This is a genomic window from Paenibacillus sp. J31R30 (assembly GCF_059692115.1).
Map to the genome: position 1 here is coordinate 715,259 of NZ_JCAUAV010000001.1, position 18,056 is coordinate 733,314.

The following is an 18,056-nucleotide window of genomic DNA, read 5'->3' on the forward strand; positions in this document are numbered from 1 at the left end:
TTCCTCCTTTCACTATACTTTGGATTTACGACTTGTTGCCCATTGGCTAATGCCAATGAAAATAAGGCTGATTAAGACGATTGTTGTCGAAATGGCACTACCAAATCCGTAGCGGTACGAGGAAAAGGTCGAATTATACATATACGTAGCGAGCAGCTCAGTCGCATGAGCAGGACCGCCCTTGGTCATCACATACACGAGATCAAAGGATTTCAAGCTGCCAGAGATACATAAGATAATGGCAATTTGTACGGTACTCCACATCATAGGCAGGGTAACCGAAAATAATTTGCGTGCGCCTTCTGCGCCATCGATCTGCGTAGCATCATGGATTTCACCAGGAATATTCTGAAACGCGGAGATGAAAATAATGAGATAGAGACCGACAAAACTCCAAATGAGAGGAGGAGCTAGTGAGAAAATCGCAATCTTCGGATCAGATAGCCATTGTAACTTCCAGGATTCTAAGCCTAGCTTATCGAGCAGCAGGTTCAGGATACCGATTTGCGGATGGTAAATATATTGCCAAATCATTCCGATGACGACCGATGACATAACCATCGGAACGAAGACGGCAGAACGAATGAAGCGTTGCAGCGCGTTGCTTTTGTGAAGCAGAATTGCAAGGATAAGTGCTACAGGAAGCTGACCGAAGACAGCAACAACTAGAAAAATAAGGTTGTTCTTTAAGGATGTCCAAAAAATAGGATCATGAATAATTTCTACATAGTTTTTCAAACCGATAAACTTGGCCGTACCAATACCTTTCCAGTCAAAAAAGCTATAGTAACCTGACCAGAGGACGGGAACAAACACAAATAAGGCATAAACTAAAATCGCAGGGGCAAGGCTCATAATCACAAACCTGCGGACGTACGCTGCATTCATCAATCTCACTTCCTTCATGTATGAAATTAGCCAGCCCTGCCACAGACGTGGAGGGCTGGATATACGATAACGTATTATTTACCTAGTGATGCAGCTTGGGAATCTTGAATTTTCTTAGCAATCGCTTCGGCGTTTCCACCCATAAGCAGCTCTTGTAGACCGTTATTGATGACCTCAACGGCAGCAGAGCTTAATTTAGCATCGTAGACCGGAGTGATTTTCGTCTTTTTCATCAAATCGTTAAGTTCTACGAATAGAGGATTTGCTTTGGAAGGATCAAGCTCAATTTTGTAACTAACTAACGTGGAGCTGTTCAAAGTTGCTTGCTGTCCATCTGGGCCAGCGAGTGCGTAGAATAATTTCTGAGCAGCTTCTTTTTTCGCGCCAGTAATTTTCTTGCTTACGCCAAGACCAGTTCCTACAACACCAGAAGTGGATTGAGGATCTCCTTTTCCACCTGCAATGGATGGCATTAAAGCAATATGCGTATTTGCAAGCAAATCTTTAGGTGCATTCTGAACGACGTCAGCCATTGCCCAGCCGCCATCGATGAACATAGCTGCTTTGCCTTGATAGTACAGCTGTCTCATTTGGTTTTGATCAATACTGTTGAAGCCGTCTTGGAAAGCTTTCGCGTTGCTTAGCTCTTGCAGCTTTTTCAACGATTGAATAAATTCTGGATCTGTAAACTTCACGCCTTCTTGCTTAGCAGCTTTGAGGAACCAATCGGAACCGGTCATACGGTCAGCAAGTCCGCTGAAAATGGTGGATTGCACAGCCCAGTTTGCCTTGTTGCCAAGTGCGATTGGAATGATTTTGTTATCATTGAACGTTTTGACCGCAGCCATTAGCTCATCCCATGTCTTAGGAACAGCGACTTTATATTGATCAAGAAGCGCTTTATTGTAATAAATAAAGGAAGTTGGAGATAGATTCATCGGTACGGAATAGATTTTGTTATCTACCGTATATCCATCTAAAGCGCCTGGAATGAAATTGTTTTTCCATTCTGGTTTGCTATCCAAGAACTCGTTGATCGGTTGAAGCAAGTTACCGCTAACGAATTCCTTCGTCATCGCATCTGGCCACATAACGAATAGGTCAGGCATCTCATTCGCTGCTGCAACTGTCTTCAGGCGAGTTTTCAGACCGTCTGTTGGCAGACCTTCAATTTCCAATTCGATATCTTTATTCTGAGCTTGGAAATCATCAAGAATTTTACGCATAGCAACGGCTTTCGCATCTTGACCGGACCAGTTATGCCATAGGGTAAGCTTTACTTTCCCACCGGAAGTACCTTTATCTGCAGTAGCAGCTTCTTCTCCGTTTCCGCATGCGGATACAAGCACTGTTGTTGCGAGTAAAGCTGTAGAGATTAGAGTTAGTTTTTTCATGTTCGACCTCCTGATTGATTGACTCTACCTCATTTTAAAGATTTTCTTTTGTTTCGTAAGGTGAACAGGATAAGGACCAGGGTAGAAAATGATCGGATGCGAGCTCATATCCATAAGCATATCCATAAGTAAGGTAGAATAAGGCAAGGTGGTCGTTCTTAGTTAAAATATCCCAAAACCTTAAGTTAGTCTCCTATTCTTCTTAAGTTTACCGCTTTCATTGAAAGCGGTATTTTTCTATGATTAGCATATCAACTACGAGACAGCATCCTACTTTGCAAGACGAGAGGGTGATCGGAGCAATAATGTAATCGCTTACCTATTGGGGAATGAAGCACGACGGATCGTTTTCAATCTAAGGGAGGTATACAATGCGCAGCTTTAATAAAATAGTTTCATCGGTATCCATGATGGCGATTGTTCTTAGTTTGTGGAGTCCTGGCGTTTCGAAGGCAGCAACACCGATCAGTGACGCCAATTCATCGATATTTGGTCCCAATGTGTATGTATTTGATCCGGATATGCCAGCTGCAGACATTCAAAGTGCCGTAAATGCTGTATTTACACGGCAGGAGTCCAACGAGTTTGGTACGGAACGCGATGCCTTCTTGTTTAAACCAGGAACGTATAATGGCAATTATTTCATTGGCTTTAATACGCAGGCTTCGGGGCTGGGGCTTAACCCGGATGATGTATTGATCAACGGCGGACTGAATGTGAATGCAGATTGGGATAATGGAAATGCGACACGTAACTTTTGGCGAGGCATTGAGAATCTGAGCATTAATCCAACGTTCAATTATACACCCCCGGCACCCGCTCATTTCTCAGCAGGCACAACGCAAATCGCCGTTTCACAGGCAGCACCACTAAGGCGTTTACACATCAAAGGGAAGTTGAATTTGTTCGATTTTGATGCTGGTTGGGGCGCTGGATGGGCAAGTGGAGGCTTCTTAGCAGATTCCATCGTGGATGGTCAAGTAACACCGGCTTCACAGCAGCAATGGTTCTCGAGAAACAGTCAATGGTCGAGTTGGTCGAATGGGGTTTGGAACATGGTGTTCGTAGGAGACAAGAATACACCAACGGGGAACTTCCCAGACCCGCCGTATACCGTTGTTCCGAATACACCAATCATACGGGAGAAGCCTTATCTGTATATCAACAATGCCAATGAATATCAAGTGTTTGTTCCTTCGCTCTCACAGAATACCCAAGGTGCAAGCTGGGCGAATGGCTCAACACCGGGTGACTCCATAGGGATCGATCAGTTCTATATTGTACGAGCAGATGTACCTGCAACAACAAGTGCCACGAATATCAATGCTGCGCTGGCGAATGGCAAGAACTTGCTGTTTACGCCGGGAATCTATCACATCAACGATACAATTCGTATCAATAATGCAAATACGGTTGTGCTTGGTATCGGGATGCCGACACTCATTCCAACGTCAGATAAACCGGCGATGACGATCGCTGATGTGGATGGTGTGAAGTTGGCAGGTCTGCTTTATGAAGCAGGACCCAATGCAACATCTTCGTTATTAGAAGTCGGACCAATGGGCAGTTCAGCTGATCATTCAGCCAATCCAACTTCGTTGCATGATTTATTTTTCCGTACAGGCGGAGCCGTCGTTGGTGAGAATAAAGCTCAAATGACGATTAACAGTGATGATACTATCGGCGATCATTTCTGGATGTGGCGTGCTGACCATGGAGCAGGTGCAGGTTGGACGGAGAACGTTTCGACCAATGGGCTTGTCGTAAATGGGGACGATGTAACGCTCTATGGACTTTTCAATGAGCATCACAATGAATATCAAACGCTTTGGAATGGGAACGGCGGTCGGGTTTACTTCTATCAGTCTGAGATTCCGTATGACGTACCGAATCAAGCGGCTTGGATGGACGGAACGAAAAAAGGTTATGCTTCTTATAAAGTAGCTGATTCCGTGACCACGCATGAAGCATGGGGACTAGGCGTCTACTCTTACTTCAGAGATGCGGCTGTGAAGCTGGACAATGCGATTGAAGTGCCGAATGCTGCAGGTGTCAAAATTCATCACGCAACGACCATTTGGTTAAATGGTACGGCAGGCAGTGAAATCACGCACATTATTAATGGTGTCGGCGGTCGCGTCTATGGAACTTCAGGCAGTGCCCAGAGACAGACGATCAATTTCTATGGAACGGATGCCGGTGATACGGAAGCGCCGAGTGCGCCAACGAATGTAGCCCTCAAGGAAACAGCTGCACATGATCGTGTCAAAATAGGGTGGACAGCATCGACAGATAACCTCAATGTGGCCAGCTATGACGTTTATCGTGATGGTACACTCATAGGTCATACAACAATAGCAGAATACCTCGATACGACGGTCAAACCTCTGACGACCTATAGCTACACTGTGAAGGCCAAAGATGGCGGCAATAACTATTCGGCGTTAAGTGCGGCATTAAGTGTAACAACGCCTAAGAGAGCATTGGATCGCTCAGCTTGGACAGTGACTTCTACATCAGCAGATCCGGCAGCCCGTCTTATTGATGGCGATATGGGAACACGTTGGAGCGCAGGCAAACCGATGGCGCCAACTCCTGAGCAGTCGTTCACGATTGATATGAAGGTTCCAACGAGTATCAATAGCATTGAGATGGATTCCACGGGCAGCAATAATGACTACGCAAGAGGATATGCGATATACGTATCTAATGATGGCGTTACTTGGGGCAGCCCAATCGTAACAGGCGTGGGTACGAATAGGCTTATCACGGTAGATTTTGCTCCACAGGTAGTACGTTATTTTAAAGTTGTCCAAACGGGAACGAACTCGAGTTGGTGGTCTGTTCATGAGGTGAGAGTGTATGGAGCCATCCCGCCATCGGCGAGCCTCGCAGGACCCGCTGCGGTTACAAGCGGCCAATCGTTTACAACCGTAGTTAGCTTGTCAGATGTCGTTTCCAGCGTGTATGCACAAGATATTCAATTCACCTATGATGCAGGCTTACTTGAATTTGATTCAGTGGAAGCCTTGAATCCTGCGATCACGATTATTGACCATTCCGATGATGCTGGACATATACGCATCCTGACAGCGAAGTTAGTTGCCGGTGATGTTAACGGACCGCTGATGACTTTGCATTGGACAGCGAAAGCGCCAGCAGACAATGCGACTACATCCATTTCGCTTAATAGCTTGGCTTTAGCCGATTTGCTAACAGAGACGAATCTGGGATCAGATTCACATGTGATACTAGTCAAAGCGATCATCGATCTAACGATCTTGAACGGTAAGATCGCAACAGCTCAATCCATTTATGATGCGGCTTCAGAAGGTTACAATAGTGGTCAATATGCCCCAGGTGCGAAAGCAGCGCTGCTCACGGCTATTGATGCAGCAAGAAGTGTTGCTGCAAATCCTGATGTGACGAGACAGCAAGTGACACAGGCCATTGCGAATTTAGACGATGCTCTGGAAGCCTTCGCAGACTTGAAATACAATGGTTCTGAAGGTGATCTGAATAATGATGGTATCTTCTCCGTCGTTGATTTGGCCAATGTGGCAGCGGCATACGGCAAAACCTCCGCAGATGCAGATTGGGCTCAGTATAAGAAAGCTGATTTCAACAAAGATGGCAAAGTGGATCTGGTTGATTTGGCAGCCATTGCACAACGTATTCTTCAACATTAATACTTGCAAAAGGCATAACGTAAGGTAAGATGGCATAGGCATGCCCACCATGATACATTTTGTATAGTTTTGTGGCGGGCGATGCTGCCTTTTACCCCGAATGGATTCGTTCTGAACGCTGAAGGAGGAAATCGAACATGGCTTTGCGGAAATGGATGACCTACTGCTTCATGATCGTATTCGTAACTAGTCAAATTCTTCCTACATCAATTTGGGCCTCTGAGGCCGATCAGTCAGGCACATTTACGATGAAAGTGTCTTCAACAATGCCTAATCATGGCGACACGATTGAAGTTGTCATTGCTGGACATCAATTGATCGATGTATACGCTTTTGAAATCAATATGGAGTATGATCCTACAAGATTAACATTCATAGATGCCAAGTCCGATGCGCCTGGGTTCTCAGTTCCTCCGATTGTGAAGGACACACATATTCAGCTTGCGCATACACAGGTAGGAAAAGGGAAAGGATTAGAGGGAGAGAAACAATTATTCACATTGCATTTCCAAGCAATTCAGAATGGGAAGAATGAACTCTCGCTTCGCAGTGTGAAGATTGTGGATACCAAGCTCGTGAGTACGACGAAGCCAACGAATACGAATGCATCCCTGACCATACATAATCCCTATGCCTTCGATGATTTGGATTCATTCGACTGGGCCGTGGAGGCTATTGAAGCTTTGGCTGCCAAAGGCATCGTGAATGGCACGGGGGATCGACAATTTAGTCCTAGTGCAGCTGTGACACGAGCGGATTATCTTGTGCTTTTGATGCGAGCGCTAGCGCTGAAAGGCACTGTTGGCGAACCATTCGACGATATAGAGGATGGCGTTTATTATGCGCAGCCCGTCGCAATGGCAAGGGCATTAGGCATTGTGCAAGGAGACGAAGCGAACCAGTTCCATCCGAAAGCTTCGATTACGCGAGAAGATATGATGGTGCTCACAGAGCGGGCATTGCGCGTATCGAATCATCTCACTGTAAAGGGTGATCCATCTGATCTGACTGTTTTCAATGACATTTCATCGATCTCGGATTATGCCTTAGATAGTGTCTCTACGCTTGTTAAAATCGGACTTGTACATGGCTATTCGAATGGCATTTATCCGAAAGAAACGACGAATCGCGCGCAAGCGGCTGTCCTCATTTATAATCTTGTGACGTATATAGAGTGATAACAAGTAGGCTAGGTATATACCTGTATGAAAGACCTTGGGGCACCTATCTCAGGTCTTTTTTCACATGGCTGATCAGTCCGAAACGCACTGCTTGTCGCTATATTGCAATATTTGTAAGCAACATGCGCTTGCGACTTGTGTTAAAATGGGAAAATCGGCTTGAAATCAACAGGTATGAGGTGAATCGTTTTTTGCTGCAATTATCATCGTATAAAAGAAAAACCTTCCGTTCCACCATTCAAAATGTCATTCGTTTGGTTGTAAGCAGCGAGAAGCTGTCGTTGTATACGTTCTTTGCAATACTCTTGAAGTCGCAGCTCTTGTTGGCTGCCTTGCATGCACCTGGTAATACAGGAATTAATATTGGCAAAATGTATTTCACTGTTCCGCCAGTCTTCTCGCATTTGATGTTCATTGTGTTTGTCATCGTGATTGGACTCTTCTTCAAAAAGAGAGGACGCCGCAACTATTTGATAAGTATCCAGGTACTGTTTAGCCTCCTATTGGTATGCGATTTGGTTTATTACAGGGCGTATGCGGCGTTTCCATCACTTCGTTTTATTGTACATCCGAATGGATTTAATCCGCTCAACTATAACTTGTGGACATTTATCCGTCCGTTTGATTTGTGGCTTATTATTGATCTCGTGGTCATAGCTGCGGTTGCGCTTTTCCGTATGAATAACAGATCGATTCTGTCACGTAGACGCGATTATAAAAGACAGCCCGTACTGGCTATCGCGTTGATGTTAGTGGCATCGGGTATTGTATACTACGATCATTATCGCATCGATGTAAAGGATACGACCAATGGTGAGATGTTGTTCTTCAATCTTAGTTGGGCTCCTTTTCAATCTATGTCAGATATGTCACCAATTGGTTATCATCTTTATGATGGATTGCGTCTTTTTGGAGACGCGAAAGGGATTGAGCTTGCCGATCAGACGCGTGCAGAAGTACAGGATTGGCTATTGAGGAATGCCGAAGGGCTCCCAGATAATAGCTACAAAGGGATGTTTCAAGGAAAGAATCTCATCGTCATCCAGGTGGAATCATTAGAAAATTTCGTGATTGGACAGCAGGTTAACGGGCAAGAAATTACGCCGAACATCAACCGCTTGCTAGGAAATAGTTTATATTTCCCGAATTTCTATGAGCAAGTCAACAATGGGACGAGTTCAGACAGCGATTTGCTGACGACGACATCCGTATTTCCAGTTCGCTCAGGCGCTAATTTCTTCCGATATCCAACAAACTCCTATAATTCGCTGCCAAAGCTAATGGAGGGCATAGGATATCAAACAATTTCCACACATTCAGAACCCGCGGGGAGCTGGAACTGGGTCGAGGCTCATCATAATATCGGTTACCAAACGAGCTGGGATCTTGGGAAGTATAAGGTAGATGACATCGTAGGACTTGGATTGTCAGACGAGTCTTATCTCAGACAGCTTGGGGATAAAATGACAACCGTACAATCCCCATTCATGCTTCATGTCATTACTTTATCCAGCCATGGGCCTTTTGATTTACCGGAGAAAACGAGGGAGCTTCGCTTAGATCCGAGCTTGGATAAGACGATCATGGGCGCCTATTTCCAAGCGATCAACTACACCGACAAGCAGATTGGCGCATTCTTAGATAAGTTGGATCAATCAGGTCTGTTGGATCAGTCGGTTGTTGCGATTTATGGTGACCACACAGGCGTGCATAAGTATTATCAGGACCAAGTCGACGCGATACCATCCCTAGAAAATGAAGCTTGGCGAACGCACTCGCTGCAACTCCCGTTCATCATTTACAGCAAAGGGATGCAGGGCGAGCAGATTCCTACAATCGGGGGACAAATCGACACATTGCCTACGCTTGCTTATCTGATGGGTGTAGATAAGGCGAAATACGAGTCAACGGCGATGGGCAAAATCCTTGTGAATACGAATAAAAATTTCACGATTCTCAACAATGGCACACTGGTTGGCGAGCCGCGGGATGCGGAGAAAGATCATATCCTGCGTTCGTTCCAAATCGCTGATTGGCTGCATGAGAGCAACTATTTTGCAGAATAGTAGAAGATGAGAAGAGCTAAGCGGATGCTTAGCTCTTTTTAGCTTCAGCCGATGCGGCTGCTTCGTATGAATTAGTTAGTCGATTTCATCGACTAACTCGCCAGCTTTTCCCGCTGTCCACGGCGAAAGGGAATTCGAATCCCCCTATTTGACGCACGTTCCGCTTCAATCCCCCGCCAGTGGAAAACGCAAAAAGGCTGCACACAAGGAACTCAACCACTTGTGTGCAGCCTCTTTTTATTCCAGCCAGTCCTTATTTCACTTCTGAAAGAAGGAATTTATCATTGACTTTTTTCGTCGTATACGTAGCTCCGTCTTTCGTCGTGAATTTCACGAGCTCAGGCGTGTTCGCTTTATCAAATGTGATTTCTTCTTTTTTTGTCGCCAAAATGTTGGAAGTGAAATACGATTTCGTGTTCGTAAGGAAAGCCTCGCCTGCTTTTTTATCCGTTACGTAATGAGTCGTTAACGTATCTACCAACGAAGGGTCGATGTAGCTGGATAGAAACTTCTTAGCTGCTTCTTTATCTTTTGCAGCAATCGGGTTAACGATGAATGCGCCGTCTGCTGCTTTCGCTTCAGCGAACAAGTAATCTACTTTCTCGCGTGCAATTCGAGCTGCAATATAGCCTTTCATGTTTGTTTCATCTTGGGATACAGCAGCGGTCGCTTGTGGAGCTGCTGATGCTGTAGTTGCAGGGGTTGGTGATGTTGTCGAATCCTTGGTAGAACATGCCGCGCCTGTTACTGCCATCGTAAGTATAAGAAGCCCTGCAGCTGTTTTTTTCAATGTCATTTGGGTACACCTCATCATAATTTATATCCTGGCTTATATTGTTAAATAATCCGAATTCTATGTTAATAGGATAGCCAGCAAGATAAAAATATAAACGATAAGAGTAGGAATTGCAAACGTTAGAGAGCGCCATTATGCAGGAGTAGGGTGATTTTCTAAATTAAAAGTGATGGAAACGCTTGTAATTGTGACGATTTGCGGGGGAATCAGACTTGATATTTTCAAAAAACTGGATTTGATGCATCTGAAATGATCTTTTTTATCCTTTATTTACAAATAAATGGATTTCGCGGCGTTAAATAGGTCAATTTTTTGTCCAAATTACGAATTTATTTACGGTATACGTAGAATGGGTGTTCTTCCAAATAGAAAAACTCCTTATAAATAAGGAGTTTGGGATAAATCCATGATTTCAGCTTGTAAGCCAGTGCGTAAATCGGTTTGTGGTTGGTAGCCAAGCAGCGCCTGTGCCTTGCTAATATCTGCCCAGGTATGTCGAGGCTCGCCGGAGGCCTTGCCAAGAAATTGCCTGTCTATTTTTCGCTCAAAAAGCTCCTCAAGAATAGCGATGCAATCAAGGACAGAGGCACGTTCTTTGCCTCCGATATTGATGGTTTCACCTATCACGTTCGCTGCATAGGCCGTAGCTGCAATGGCTTCCACACAATCGCCAACAAAAGTAAAGTCGCGAGTTTGAAGGCCATCCCCGTGGATAGGAATTGGTTTGTTTTGCCGAATATGCTGGATAAACCGATGAAACGCCATGTCAGGACGCTGTCTAGGACCGTACACAGTGAAGAATCGTAAAACAACGATAGGTAGCTCATCTTTCGTAGCATAAACCTTACAGAGCTGCTCTCCAGTCAGTTTAGTGATCCCGTAAGGCGAGAGCGGCACTGTCGTAGCTGTCTCATTCACTTGATTCGTTTTTTCGCCGTATACGGAGGATGTCGATGCATATACGATTTTACTGACGGGATACGTACGACAGCCTTCTAGCAACCGTTGGGTGGCTTCGATGTTATTAGTCACGTAGGTTTTGAAATCCTCTCCCCAGCTAGAACGCACACCAGGCATTCCAGCCAAGTGGTAGACAATATCTACACCAGGAAGAATTTCTTCCCAAGGAACATGCAGTAGATCCTGATTAATGAAGGTGAATCGAGCATGAGGAAGTAAGTAACGAAGGTTATATTCCCTAACGGGTATAGGGGTTGGTGATTTCTGAACATAGGCATCCAATCCAATGACTTCGTTGCGTGGATCTTGAAGAAGCTTTTCACAAAGATGAGATCCGATAAACCCTGCTGCTCCTGTGACGAGTATTTTCATTTCTAAGTAGCCTCCCATCTTAAGCAGATTATCTATTTCCAATGCCATAGTAAGCATAGCCTAGCTTGATCATTTCTTTGCGACTCAGCATATTTCGTCCGTCAAAAATGTAATAATCCTTCAAATACGTTCGTAACTGCGCCCAATCTGCACGAATATAATCTTTCCATTCCGAGCATAGAATGACTGCATCGCACTGCTGCAAGGTGATCTCAAGTGACTCGAATTGTTGAACCGTATCGGAGCGAAGAGCTTCAGGCAGCTTGGCAATGGGATCGTGCACTCTGAGGTTCGCTTGTTTATGATGCAATTGTTGAATGATGGAAAGTGCGGGGGCTTCTCTTAAATCGTCGGTATTCGGTTTGAAGGAAATGCCGAGGATCGCAATGGTTTTACCACTGAATCCACCTAGCTCCTGCTCCCACATGTTCAAAAAGTGTGAAGACTGTGAGTTGTTGACGGCAACGACTCGTTCTAGAATGCTCATTTCAACTTGATGCTCTTTCGCTGTATATAAGAGAGCCATGCTGTCTTTCGGGAAACAGGACCCGCCATAACCGATCCCGGCTTTTAGAAAATGGGGTCCAATCCGCTGGTCCATGCCCATTCCTTTGGTGACATCGGTGACATTGACCTCTAACGATTCGCAGAGTCTTGCTAATTCATTCACATAGGAAATTTTAGTTGCTAAGAAGGCATTCGATGCATATTTGATCAATTCAGCTGTCCGAGGTTTGGTTACAAAAATGGGTGCTTTTATGCTGCCATACAAGGATTGAATGACATTTGCTGCTTGCTCATTATCGCTTCCGATAATAATGCGATCCGGATTCAGTGAATCAAACAAGGCGCTGCCTTCCCGAAGGAACTCTGGGTTAGACACAACATCGAAGGGGTAGGGATGGATTTGTGATTCTCTGACCCACTCCACTAATTTACGGTTTGTATCTATAGGAACTGTGCTTTTCACAGTAATAATTTTATAGTCATTCATGAATGCTCCGATGCTTTGAGCGGTTCCTCGAACTGCCTGAAGATCAGCGCTTCCATCTTTATCGGAGGGGGTGCCAACACAAATGAAAATGATCTCATTGTCACGAATCCCCTTCTCAGGTGAAGAAATAAAGCCGATTTTGCCAGAAGCAATATGTTTCTTTAATAATTGGTCCAGTCCTGGTTCATAAAAGGATAATTTCCCCTCTGATAATGCCTGAATTTTTAATGTATCCGTATCTAACCCCGTAACCTGCCATCCGAGTTCTGCAAATACTAATCCAGTCGTAACACCGACATATCCCATACCCATGATTAAAATGTTCATTTTCCTGACCCTCCGTCTTCTTGCACAAACACCGACTGTGGACTGATTATCGAGTTCGACATTGGATAGTGGTTAGGATTAAGAATGGCGTACTCCAGCAAAATGCTGTTCTCTAAGATACAACTTTCGAGTCTGACATTGGGTCCGATCGTCACGTAAGGTCCGATCACACAATTAATTAATTCAGCACTAGGGTCAATGCATACAGGTGGGATTAAGATGGTTCCAGGGTAATTGGCAGGAGCCGAAAGCAAACCTTCTTCCTCCATCAGCTTCAGCATCCACCGATTCGCGTCCAGCCAGCCTTCCATAGTTCCAACATCGGAGAAATTCTTATCTGTCATTTGATAGGCCACCGAATATTGTTGTTGAATCAGCCATTGAATGGCATCTGTAATTTCATATTCGCCTCGGGCAGAGGGACGGATCGCATGCACAGCTTTAAATATACTGGGTGTAAACGCATAACTCCCCAGAACCGCAAGATCTGACTTGGGCTCTGAAGGCTTTTCTTCCAGACCAATAATGCGATCTTTATCAATTTCGGCAATTCCAAATTGCTTTGGATTCGTCACTTTTCTTAGAAGAATGGCTGCATCATGATTCCCGTGTGTAATTGCGTGACATAAGCCATGAAGATCTTGGGTGATCAAATTATCCCCAAGAAGAAGCACGAAAGGCTCGTTATCCATGAAAGACTCGGATTGTTTCACAGCGTCGGAGATACCCAAAGGATTAATTTGAAAAATATATGTGATGTTTACATTCCACCTTTCACCAGCACCTACATCTTCCATAAACATGGTATAGAGGTTGGGCCGAATTACAATTCCGATCTCGTCGATGCCTAATTCCACTAGCTTTTCGATACCATAATGAATTAAGGGTTTATTCGCCACTGGAAGCAGACCTTTAGGTTTTATATTGGTAAAAGGTTGGAGTCTAGTACCTTTGCCTGCACAGAGAATTAATCCTTTCATAATCTTTTACCTCCTTGTCTATATGAAGACATTATTAATTTATGATGAAGAATTATGAAATGTAAGGGCTATTCACAGGGAAAATAAGCTGATATGTATATGTTTTATGGAAAAGCTTCTAGCAGGACAATTATAATCCGCCAATCTACTCTATCAAGAGCCTAAGCATGAAGTAGGAAAAATCATAGTATACATGGAGACAATCAAAGTTTCTAATTTAGGGCGAGAGGAATGATTTTTTTGGAAAGTCTAGAACAATTACTAAGTTATTTAAAAGCGCATCCTGAAGTGACAGTGCTCTCATTGGAGTATGAGAACGGTGACAAAGACAAGGTTGAGTTGTCTGAAATCAGTGATTTAAGAACTGGTATTAACTGGTCAGAAGTCGATGAAGCTGAAATTGAATTAGCTGACGGTACGAAGTTAGCTTTTGGTGCAGCTGATGACGAAGATGACGAAGAGGATGAAGAATCAGACGAAGACGATGATGATGACGAAGATGAAGAAGACGAAGATGATGAAGATGAAGATGATGAAGAAGTAACGGTGTCAGCTGTAAGCGAAGAAGAATCAGATGAAGAAGATGAAGACGACGATGACGATGATGATGATGACGACGATGAAGATGAAGATGAAGAAGACGATAATGCAGAAGAGGCGACAGTAGCTGCAACAGTTGGTGAAGAAGAATCAGAAGAAGATGACGAAGATGACGATGACGATGACGATGACGATGACGATGACGATGACGATGACGATGATAACGACGATGAAGACGACGATGAAGAAGAAGCATAAGTAGAAGAAATTATAGCTACATCCACTAGATTTGGTCAAGTAACTAGTCGACTTGTTATTTGCTTGTATTTTTCATGGGAACCTCTTACTCTTGTTATGGCTTCTGCTAGTTTCGCAGAGGATCCATACTCGCAGAAGGGGTTTTTCCTGCAAACAGGAGTCAGACGTTTATCAAGTTTGTTCAAAGTCTCATGGTAAATAAAATAGGCTGCCCCTAAGTAGACGTATCTACTTTTGGGACAGCCAGTTAAGTTAACTAGAAATCTCCATGTGAATACTTATCTTTGTTCCCAGACGGCAAGTATTTCTTGCGCAACTCGTTCCCAAGAATAATTCTGTTCAGCCAATCTACGTCCATTTAGTCCCATATGTCGGGCATGATTCAGGTCAGATAGCATCGTATTTAGCTTCTGTGCATATTCACTCGGGTCTTCAGGGTTATTTATGAGAATGCCGTTATTATTTTTGATAATCTCAGGGTTACCCCCTCTAGCTGTTGTAAGGAATGGCAATCCAGCAGCCATTGCTTCATAGTGTACACGTGCCAATGGTTCCTGCCAAATTGACGTGCAGACAAAGACATCTCCTGCACAGAACCAACGGTGAACATCCTGCGCTGGAACATAGCCAGTCGTAATGACAGGAAGAGGTGAGCGTACGGCAAGCGCTCTGACGTAAGCGATATAGTCGCTTACAGAGTTATCGCTGAACCAGGCGCCACCGACAACGACGAGTACTGCATCAGGATGTTTGATTTGAGACATTGCACGCACCAACACATGAGGGCCTTTATTGCGAGTTAGCCTCCCCACAAACAAAATGACTTTCTTATTTGAGAGGTTGTGTTCTGCCCTAAGGCTCTCCCGCGCACTTCGTGCACTTCCTGATTCCATCCAAGGAGCAAAGCGATTTAAATCGACACCGGAGTAAATGGATTTAATTTTATCAGCTGCTTGAGGATAGTAATCGCAAATGGAAGTTCCAATATAATTACTTATGGTAATAATACGTTCTGTTTGTTCGATAACGGCATTTCCCACACTAAGATCAATCTTAAAGGGATTGAACATATCGTTATGCATACTTAGAATAATCCGTGATGAAGGGGCTACCTTCCGGACTGGAAGAACCAGTAAGGGACGATTGAATATTTGAATAATATTATAATGTTCGGACGTATTTTGTAGGAATTGGATAACTCCGTCAGCGTATGCTTCTAGTAAACCATGTGAATCAACACGCACATAGCGGATGCCATTGACAACTTCATCGTTCGGCAATTCAGGGTCAGTTCTTCCTAAAATGGTAATTCTGTGATGTTTACTTAGTAGCGTGGCCACACCGTCAATATAGGTTTGGATAGCTCCCCCTCGAATGTTGGGGACAGGCAGCTTTTCTGTACAAATCATCAGAATGTTCACTAGTTAACAGCTTCCTTTCTCAGGCAGTCCTTTTTCTAGGTGGAATCTGCCTTTTTTTCCACGGTGGCGGTACATTCTTATTCGATTGGGGTTGTTGTATTTTTTTCATCATTGGCTTCACTGCACGTTTAACTGGCTTCTTAAGTCCCAGTTTACGTTTCATTTGTTTCTTAATAGGGCGTCGTATTGATTTTACTTTTTTCTTAGCCCGCCATTTCTTGTAACCCCAGATAATCCTAATACCTGAGACGCGCTTCCATTTGGTGAGTCTCTTTAGTTTTCTGCGTCTTAGATATCGCGTTTTCTTGATGATTCTAGTTTTTCTCAATGCGCGCCGCTTTCTTGGAACACGGAGTTTAAATCGCTTCCGTCCGCGAGCAGGGAATTGAATGAGGGCTGGAACAGGAATTGGGATTGAAGGAACAGCAGCAGCAGGATCTCCTGCAGATACAGTTTCTGGTGTAACTGGAAGCGAAACAGGCTCTGATATAACTGGTGATTTGGCGTAGTCACGTTTTGGTTTACGCATAGAAGGAATGGTGACTGTAACAGGCTCTGGTATATAAGGTACAGGGATGACTTCCTTTTCGACTGGTTTCTTGTCATAAACTGGTTCTGCTACTTCAGGTAACTCAGCATAAACTGGTTCTGCTACTTCAGGTAACTCAGCATAAACCGGTTCTGGCTCAAGTGGAATTGGCATGATCTCTTCAACAACAGGCATAACCGGTGTAACAGGTATTATAGGTACGAATGGTGTAACAGGTGTTACAGGTACGACTGGCGTAACAGGTGTTACAGGTGTTACAGGTGTAACTGGTACGACTGGCGTAACTGGCATATCGGAATAAACTGGTGTCAACAAATCTCCAGGAAGGACAACGGCAGGAAGTTGGATGGTCGGTTTGACATAATCTGCTGAGTAGTCTCCACGAGGATAGTTGGCTTTATCTTTTTCAAGCTCCGTTAATGCCTGCCACTTACTCGCTTCTGTTGTCATAACTCTTTGAAGGACCATGGCCAGCTCAGTTTCGAGAAATACTTGCGGATTAAACACGATTTCTTTGACATGTTTATAAAATTCATTTGGAAAAGCCATATCAATCCACAAGATTTCGAATGTTTCTTGATCAAGGGGATTAGCACGATGGTAAGCGTCAATCATGCCGCGAATCCAAGTCAAGTCCCACACACCCATATCATCCATGGTGCTTGTGATCAATTTGCGTAAATCACGTATGGGCAAATCGTAGGAAACGCCGTCTAAGTCGATTACCCAGATGCCGCCTGGCCCCATTTGGCCGTTCGACCATCCGAAGTCTTGATGGGCAAGTCCCCAGTGGGGTTCACCTTTAGCTAACATTGCGTTGTAAGGGGAGTTTTGAAAACGAAGATACATGTCATTAGCCTGCCGCTTGAATTCCTCGATGACGGCAAGTAAATTTGAGCTTGCAGCAGTTTCAGAGTAGGCGAGAGCAATATCCTGAAACCATCCAATTTTGGCAATTATTTTTTCGTAATATTTGCCCCAGCCGTAGATGCGCGAGGATTTCTCAGAACCGCTAGGAGGAACGTAGCCTTTGGAGTTTTTGTGAAACTCACCTAGGCCATAGCACAGTTGGGAAGCGCCTTCTAAGTCGACTTTGGATACGGGCACCAGGGGTTCGATCCAGTCTGTAACGATCCAGAGCTTACCGCCAGCTTCAACATAGACATTGCCGTCCTTCGTTGGGATGAAAGACGGAACCCGGTGACCTAGACCGGACATGTAGGATTGCGCGCCGACACTGAATAGACTTCTTCGAGGACGTCTGTGTAAACATTTAATACTGAGATTGCCTTTGCTTGTGCCAATTTTCCAAATTGCGCCGCCTTTATCTGGCTTGGAGGTAATCAAGAGCATATCATTGACCTGCAAGTCATAATGTCCCAAGACCTCTCGTGCCAGCATTTCCAAACCAGGAGGAACATACATGTTAGCAACGATTCCCGGATCCAAAACATCATTTATCCAGGGAACGACTTGATAATTTTCCACCACCATCACTCCATTACGTATTTTAAAGTGAATTGTACGTACTAATGCCCTTACAGATGCTGCGAAATTGCTATCAAGATTAATTACTGAACAACTTGGTACTGCTGTAAATACGAAAGTTCACCTCACATAAACCAGATTAGGTTTATCTA

12 protein-coding genes are annotated in these 18,056 nt (G+C 44.3%); 4 read left to right on the plus strand and 8 right to left on the minus strand.

Annotation, left to right across the window (positions count from 1 at the left end; genetic code table 11):
* Positions 1–12: 12 nt before the first annotated feature.
* Positions 13–888 carry a carbohydrate ABC transporter permease gene (locus AC58QO_RS02370; RefSeq protein WP_497263702.1) on the minus strand — a complete coding sequence of 292 codons (876 nt, stop codon included), beginning with the start codon at positions 886–888 and terminating at the stop codon, positions 13–15.
* A 74-nt stretch (positions 889–962) separates the two neighbouring features.
* The gene (locus AC58QO_RS02375; RefSeq protein WP_497263703.1) at positions 963–2,282 is read right to left on the minus strand and encodes an extracellular solute-binding protein; all 1,320 of its coding nucleotides are present in this window, start codon (positions 2,280–2,282) and stop codon (positions 963–965) included.
* Positions 2,283–2,653: 371 nt separating this feature from the next.
* Here AC58QO_RS02375 and AC58QO_RS02380 point away from each other — a divergent pair, with 371 nt between their 5' ends.
* The 3 genes from AC58QO_RS02380 to AC58QO_RS02390 all read left to right on the plus strand — a co-directional run bounded on the left by AC58QO_RS02380 (position 2,654) and on the right by AC58QO_RS02390 (position 9,218).
* Complete coding sequence (locus tag AC58QO_RS02380) at positions 2,654–5,971, plus strand: pectate lyase-like domain-containing protein (RefSeq protein WP_497263704.1); 3,318 nt, start codon at positions 2,654–2,656, stop codon at positions 5,969–5,971.
* Positions 5,972–6,108: 137 nt separating this feature from the next.
* Positions 6,109–7,149 carry an S-layer homology domain-containing protein gene (locus tag AC58QO_RS02385; protein WP_497263705.1) on the plus strand — a complete coding sequence of 347 codons (1,041 nt, stop codon included), beginning with the start codon at positions 6,109–6,111 and terminating at the stop codon, positions 7,147–7,149.
* A 194-nt stretch (positions 7,150–7,343) separates the two neighbouring features.
* Positions 7,344–9,218, plus strand: a complete 1,875-nt coding sequence (locus tag AC58QO_RS02390) for an LTA synthase family protein (RefSeq protein ID WP_497263706.1) — start codon at positions 7,344–7,346, stop codon at positions 9,216–9,218.
* Positions 9,219–9,471: 253 nt separating this feature from the next.
* Here the strand turns inward: AC58QO_RS02390 and AC58QO_RS02395 are convergent, their stop codons facing one another.
* The 4 genes from AC58QO_RS02395 to AC58QO_RS02410 all read right to left on the minus strand — a co-directional run bounded on the left by AC58QO_RS02395 (position 9,472) and on the right by AC58QO_RS02410 (position 13,647).
* Positions 9,472–10,014: a hypothetical protein gene (locus tag AC58QO_RS02395; RefSeq protein WP_497263707.1), complete on the minus strand. Its 543-nt coding sequence runs from the start codon at positions 10,012–10,014 to the stop codon at positions 9,472–9,474.
* 378 nt (positions 10,015–10,392) lie between these two features.
* The gene (locus AC58QO_RS02400; protein ID WP_497263708.1) at positions 10,393–11,346 is read right to left on the minus strand and encodes an NAD-dependent epimerase/dehydratase family protein; all 954 of its coding nucleotides are present in this window, start codon (positions 11,344–11,346) and stop codon (positions 10,393–10,395) included.
* A gap of 28 nt (positions 11,347–11,374) precedes the next feature.
* Entirely contained in the window at positions 11,375–12,667 is a 1,293-nt protein-coding gene (locus AC58QO_RS02405; protein WP_497263709.1) for a UDP-glucose dehydrogenase family protein, read from the minus strand.
* Complete coding sequence (locus AC58QO_RS02410) at positions 12,664–13,647, minus strand: sugar phosphate nucleotidyltransferase (protein ID WP_497263710.1); 984 nt, start codon at positions 13,645–13,647, stop codon at positions 12,664–12,666. Before AC58QO_RS02410 ends, AC58QO_RS02405 begins: the two co-directional genes overlap by 4 nt.
* 231 nt (positions 13,648–13,878) lie before the next feature.
* On the opposite strand from AC58QO_RS02410, the gene AC58QO_RS02415 reads away from it, so the two are divergent.
* Complete coding sequence (locus tag AC58QO_RS02415) at positions 13,879–14,445, plus strand: hypothetical protein (protein WP_497263711.1); 567 nt, start codon at positions 13,879–13,881, stop codon at positions 14,443–14,445.
* A 278-nt stretch (positions 14,446–14,723) separates the two neighbouring features.
* Here AC58QO_RS02415 and AC58QO_RS02420 read toward each other — a convergent pair whose 3' ends face one another.
* Both AC58QO_RS02420 and AC58QO_RS02425 read right to left on the minus strand, forming a co-directional pair.
* Positions 14,724–15,866 carry a glycosyltransferase family 4 protein gene (locus AC58QO_RS02420; protein WP_497263712.1) on the minus strand — a complete coding sequence of 381 codons (1,143 nt, stop codon included), beginning with the start codon at positions 15,864–15,866 and terminating at the stop codon, positions 14,724–14,726.
* 19 nt (positions 15,867–15,885) lie between these two features.
* Positions 15,886–17,904 (minus strand): CotS family spore coat protein, encoded by a 2,019-nt coding sequence (locus tag AC58QO_RS02425; protein ID WP_497263713.1) that lies wholly within the window; start codon positions 17,902–17,904, stop codon positions 15,886–15,888.
* Positions 17,905–18,056: the final 152 nt, after the last annotated feature.

Coding starts and splice junctions, on each gene's coding strand:
- AC58QO_RS02410 (WP_497263710.1), bottom strand. CDS start 13,647: ATGAAAGGATTAATTCTCTGTGCAGGCAAAGGTACTAGACTCCAACCT.
- AC58QO_RS02400 (WP_497263708.1), bottom strand. CDS start 11,346: ATGAAAATACTCGTCACAGGAGCAGCAGGGTTTATCGGATCTCATCTT.
- AC58QO_RS02375 (WP_497263703.1), bottom strand. CDS start 2,282: ATGAAAAAACTAACTCTAATCTCTACAGCTTTACTCGCAACAACAGTG.
- AC58QO_RS02370 (WP_497263702.1), bottom strand. CDS start 888: ATGAATGCAGCGTACGTCCGCAGGTTTGTGATTATGAGCCTTGCCCCT.
- AC58QO_RS02415 (WP_497263711.1), top strand. CDS start 13,879: ATGATTTTTTTGGAAAGTCTAGAACAATTACTAAGTTATTTAAAAGCG.
- AC58QO_RS02405 (WP_497263709.1), bottom strand. CDS start 12,667: ATGAACATTTTAATCATGGGTATGGGATATGTCGGTGTTACGACTGGA.
- AC58QO_RS02385 (WP_497263705.1), top strand. CDS start 6,109: ATGGCTTTGCGGAAATGGATGACCTACTGCTTCATGATCGTATTCGTA.
- AC58QO_RS02395 (WP_497263707.1), bottom strand. CDS start 10,014: ATGACATTGAAAAAAACAGCTGCAGGGCTTCTTATACTTACGATGGCA.
- AC58QO_RS02380 (WP_497263704.1), top strand. CDS start 2,654: ATGCGCAGCTTTAATAAAATAGTTTCATCGGTATCCATGATGGCGATT.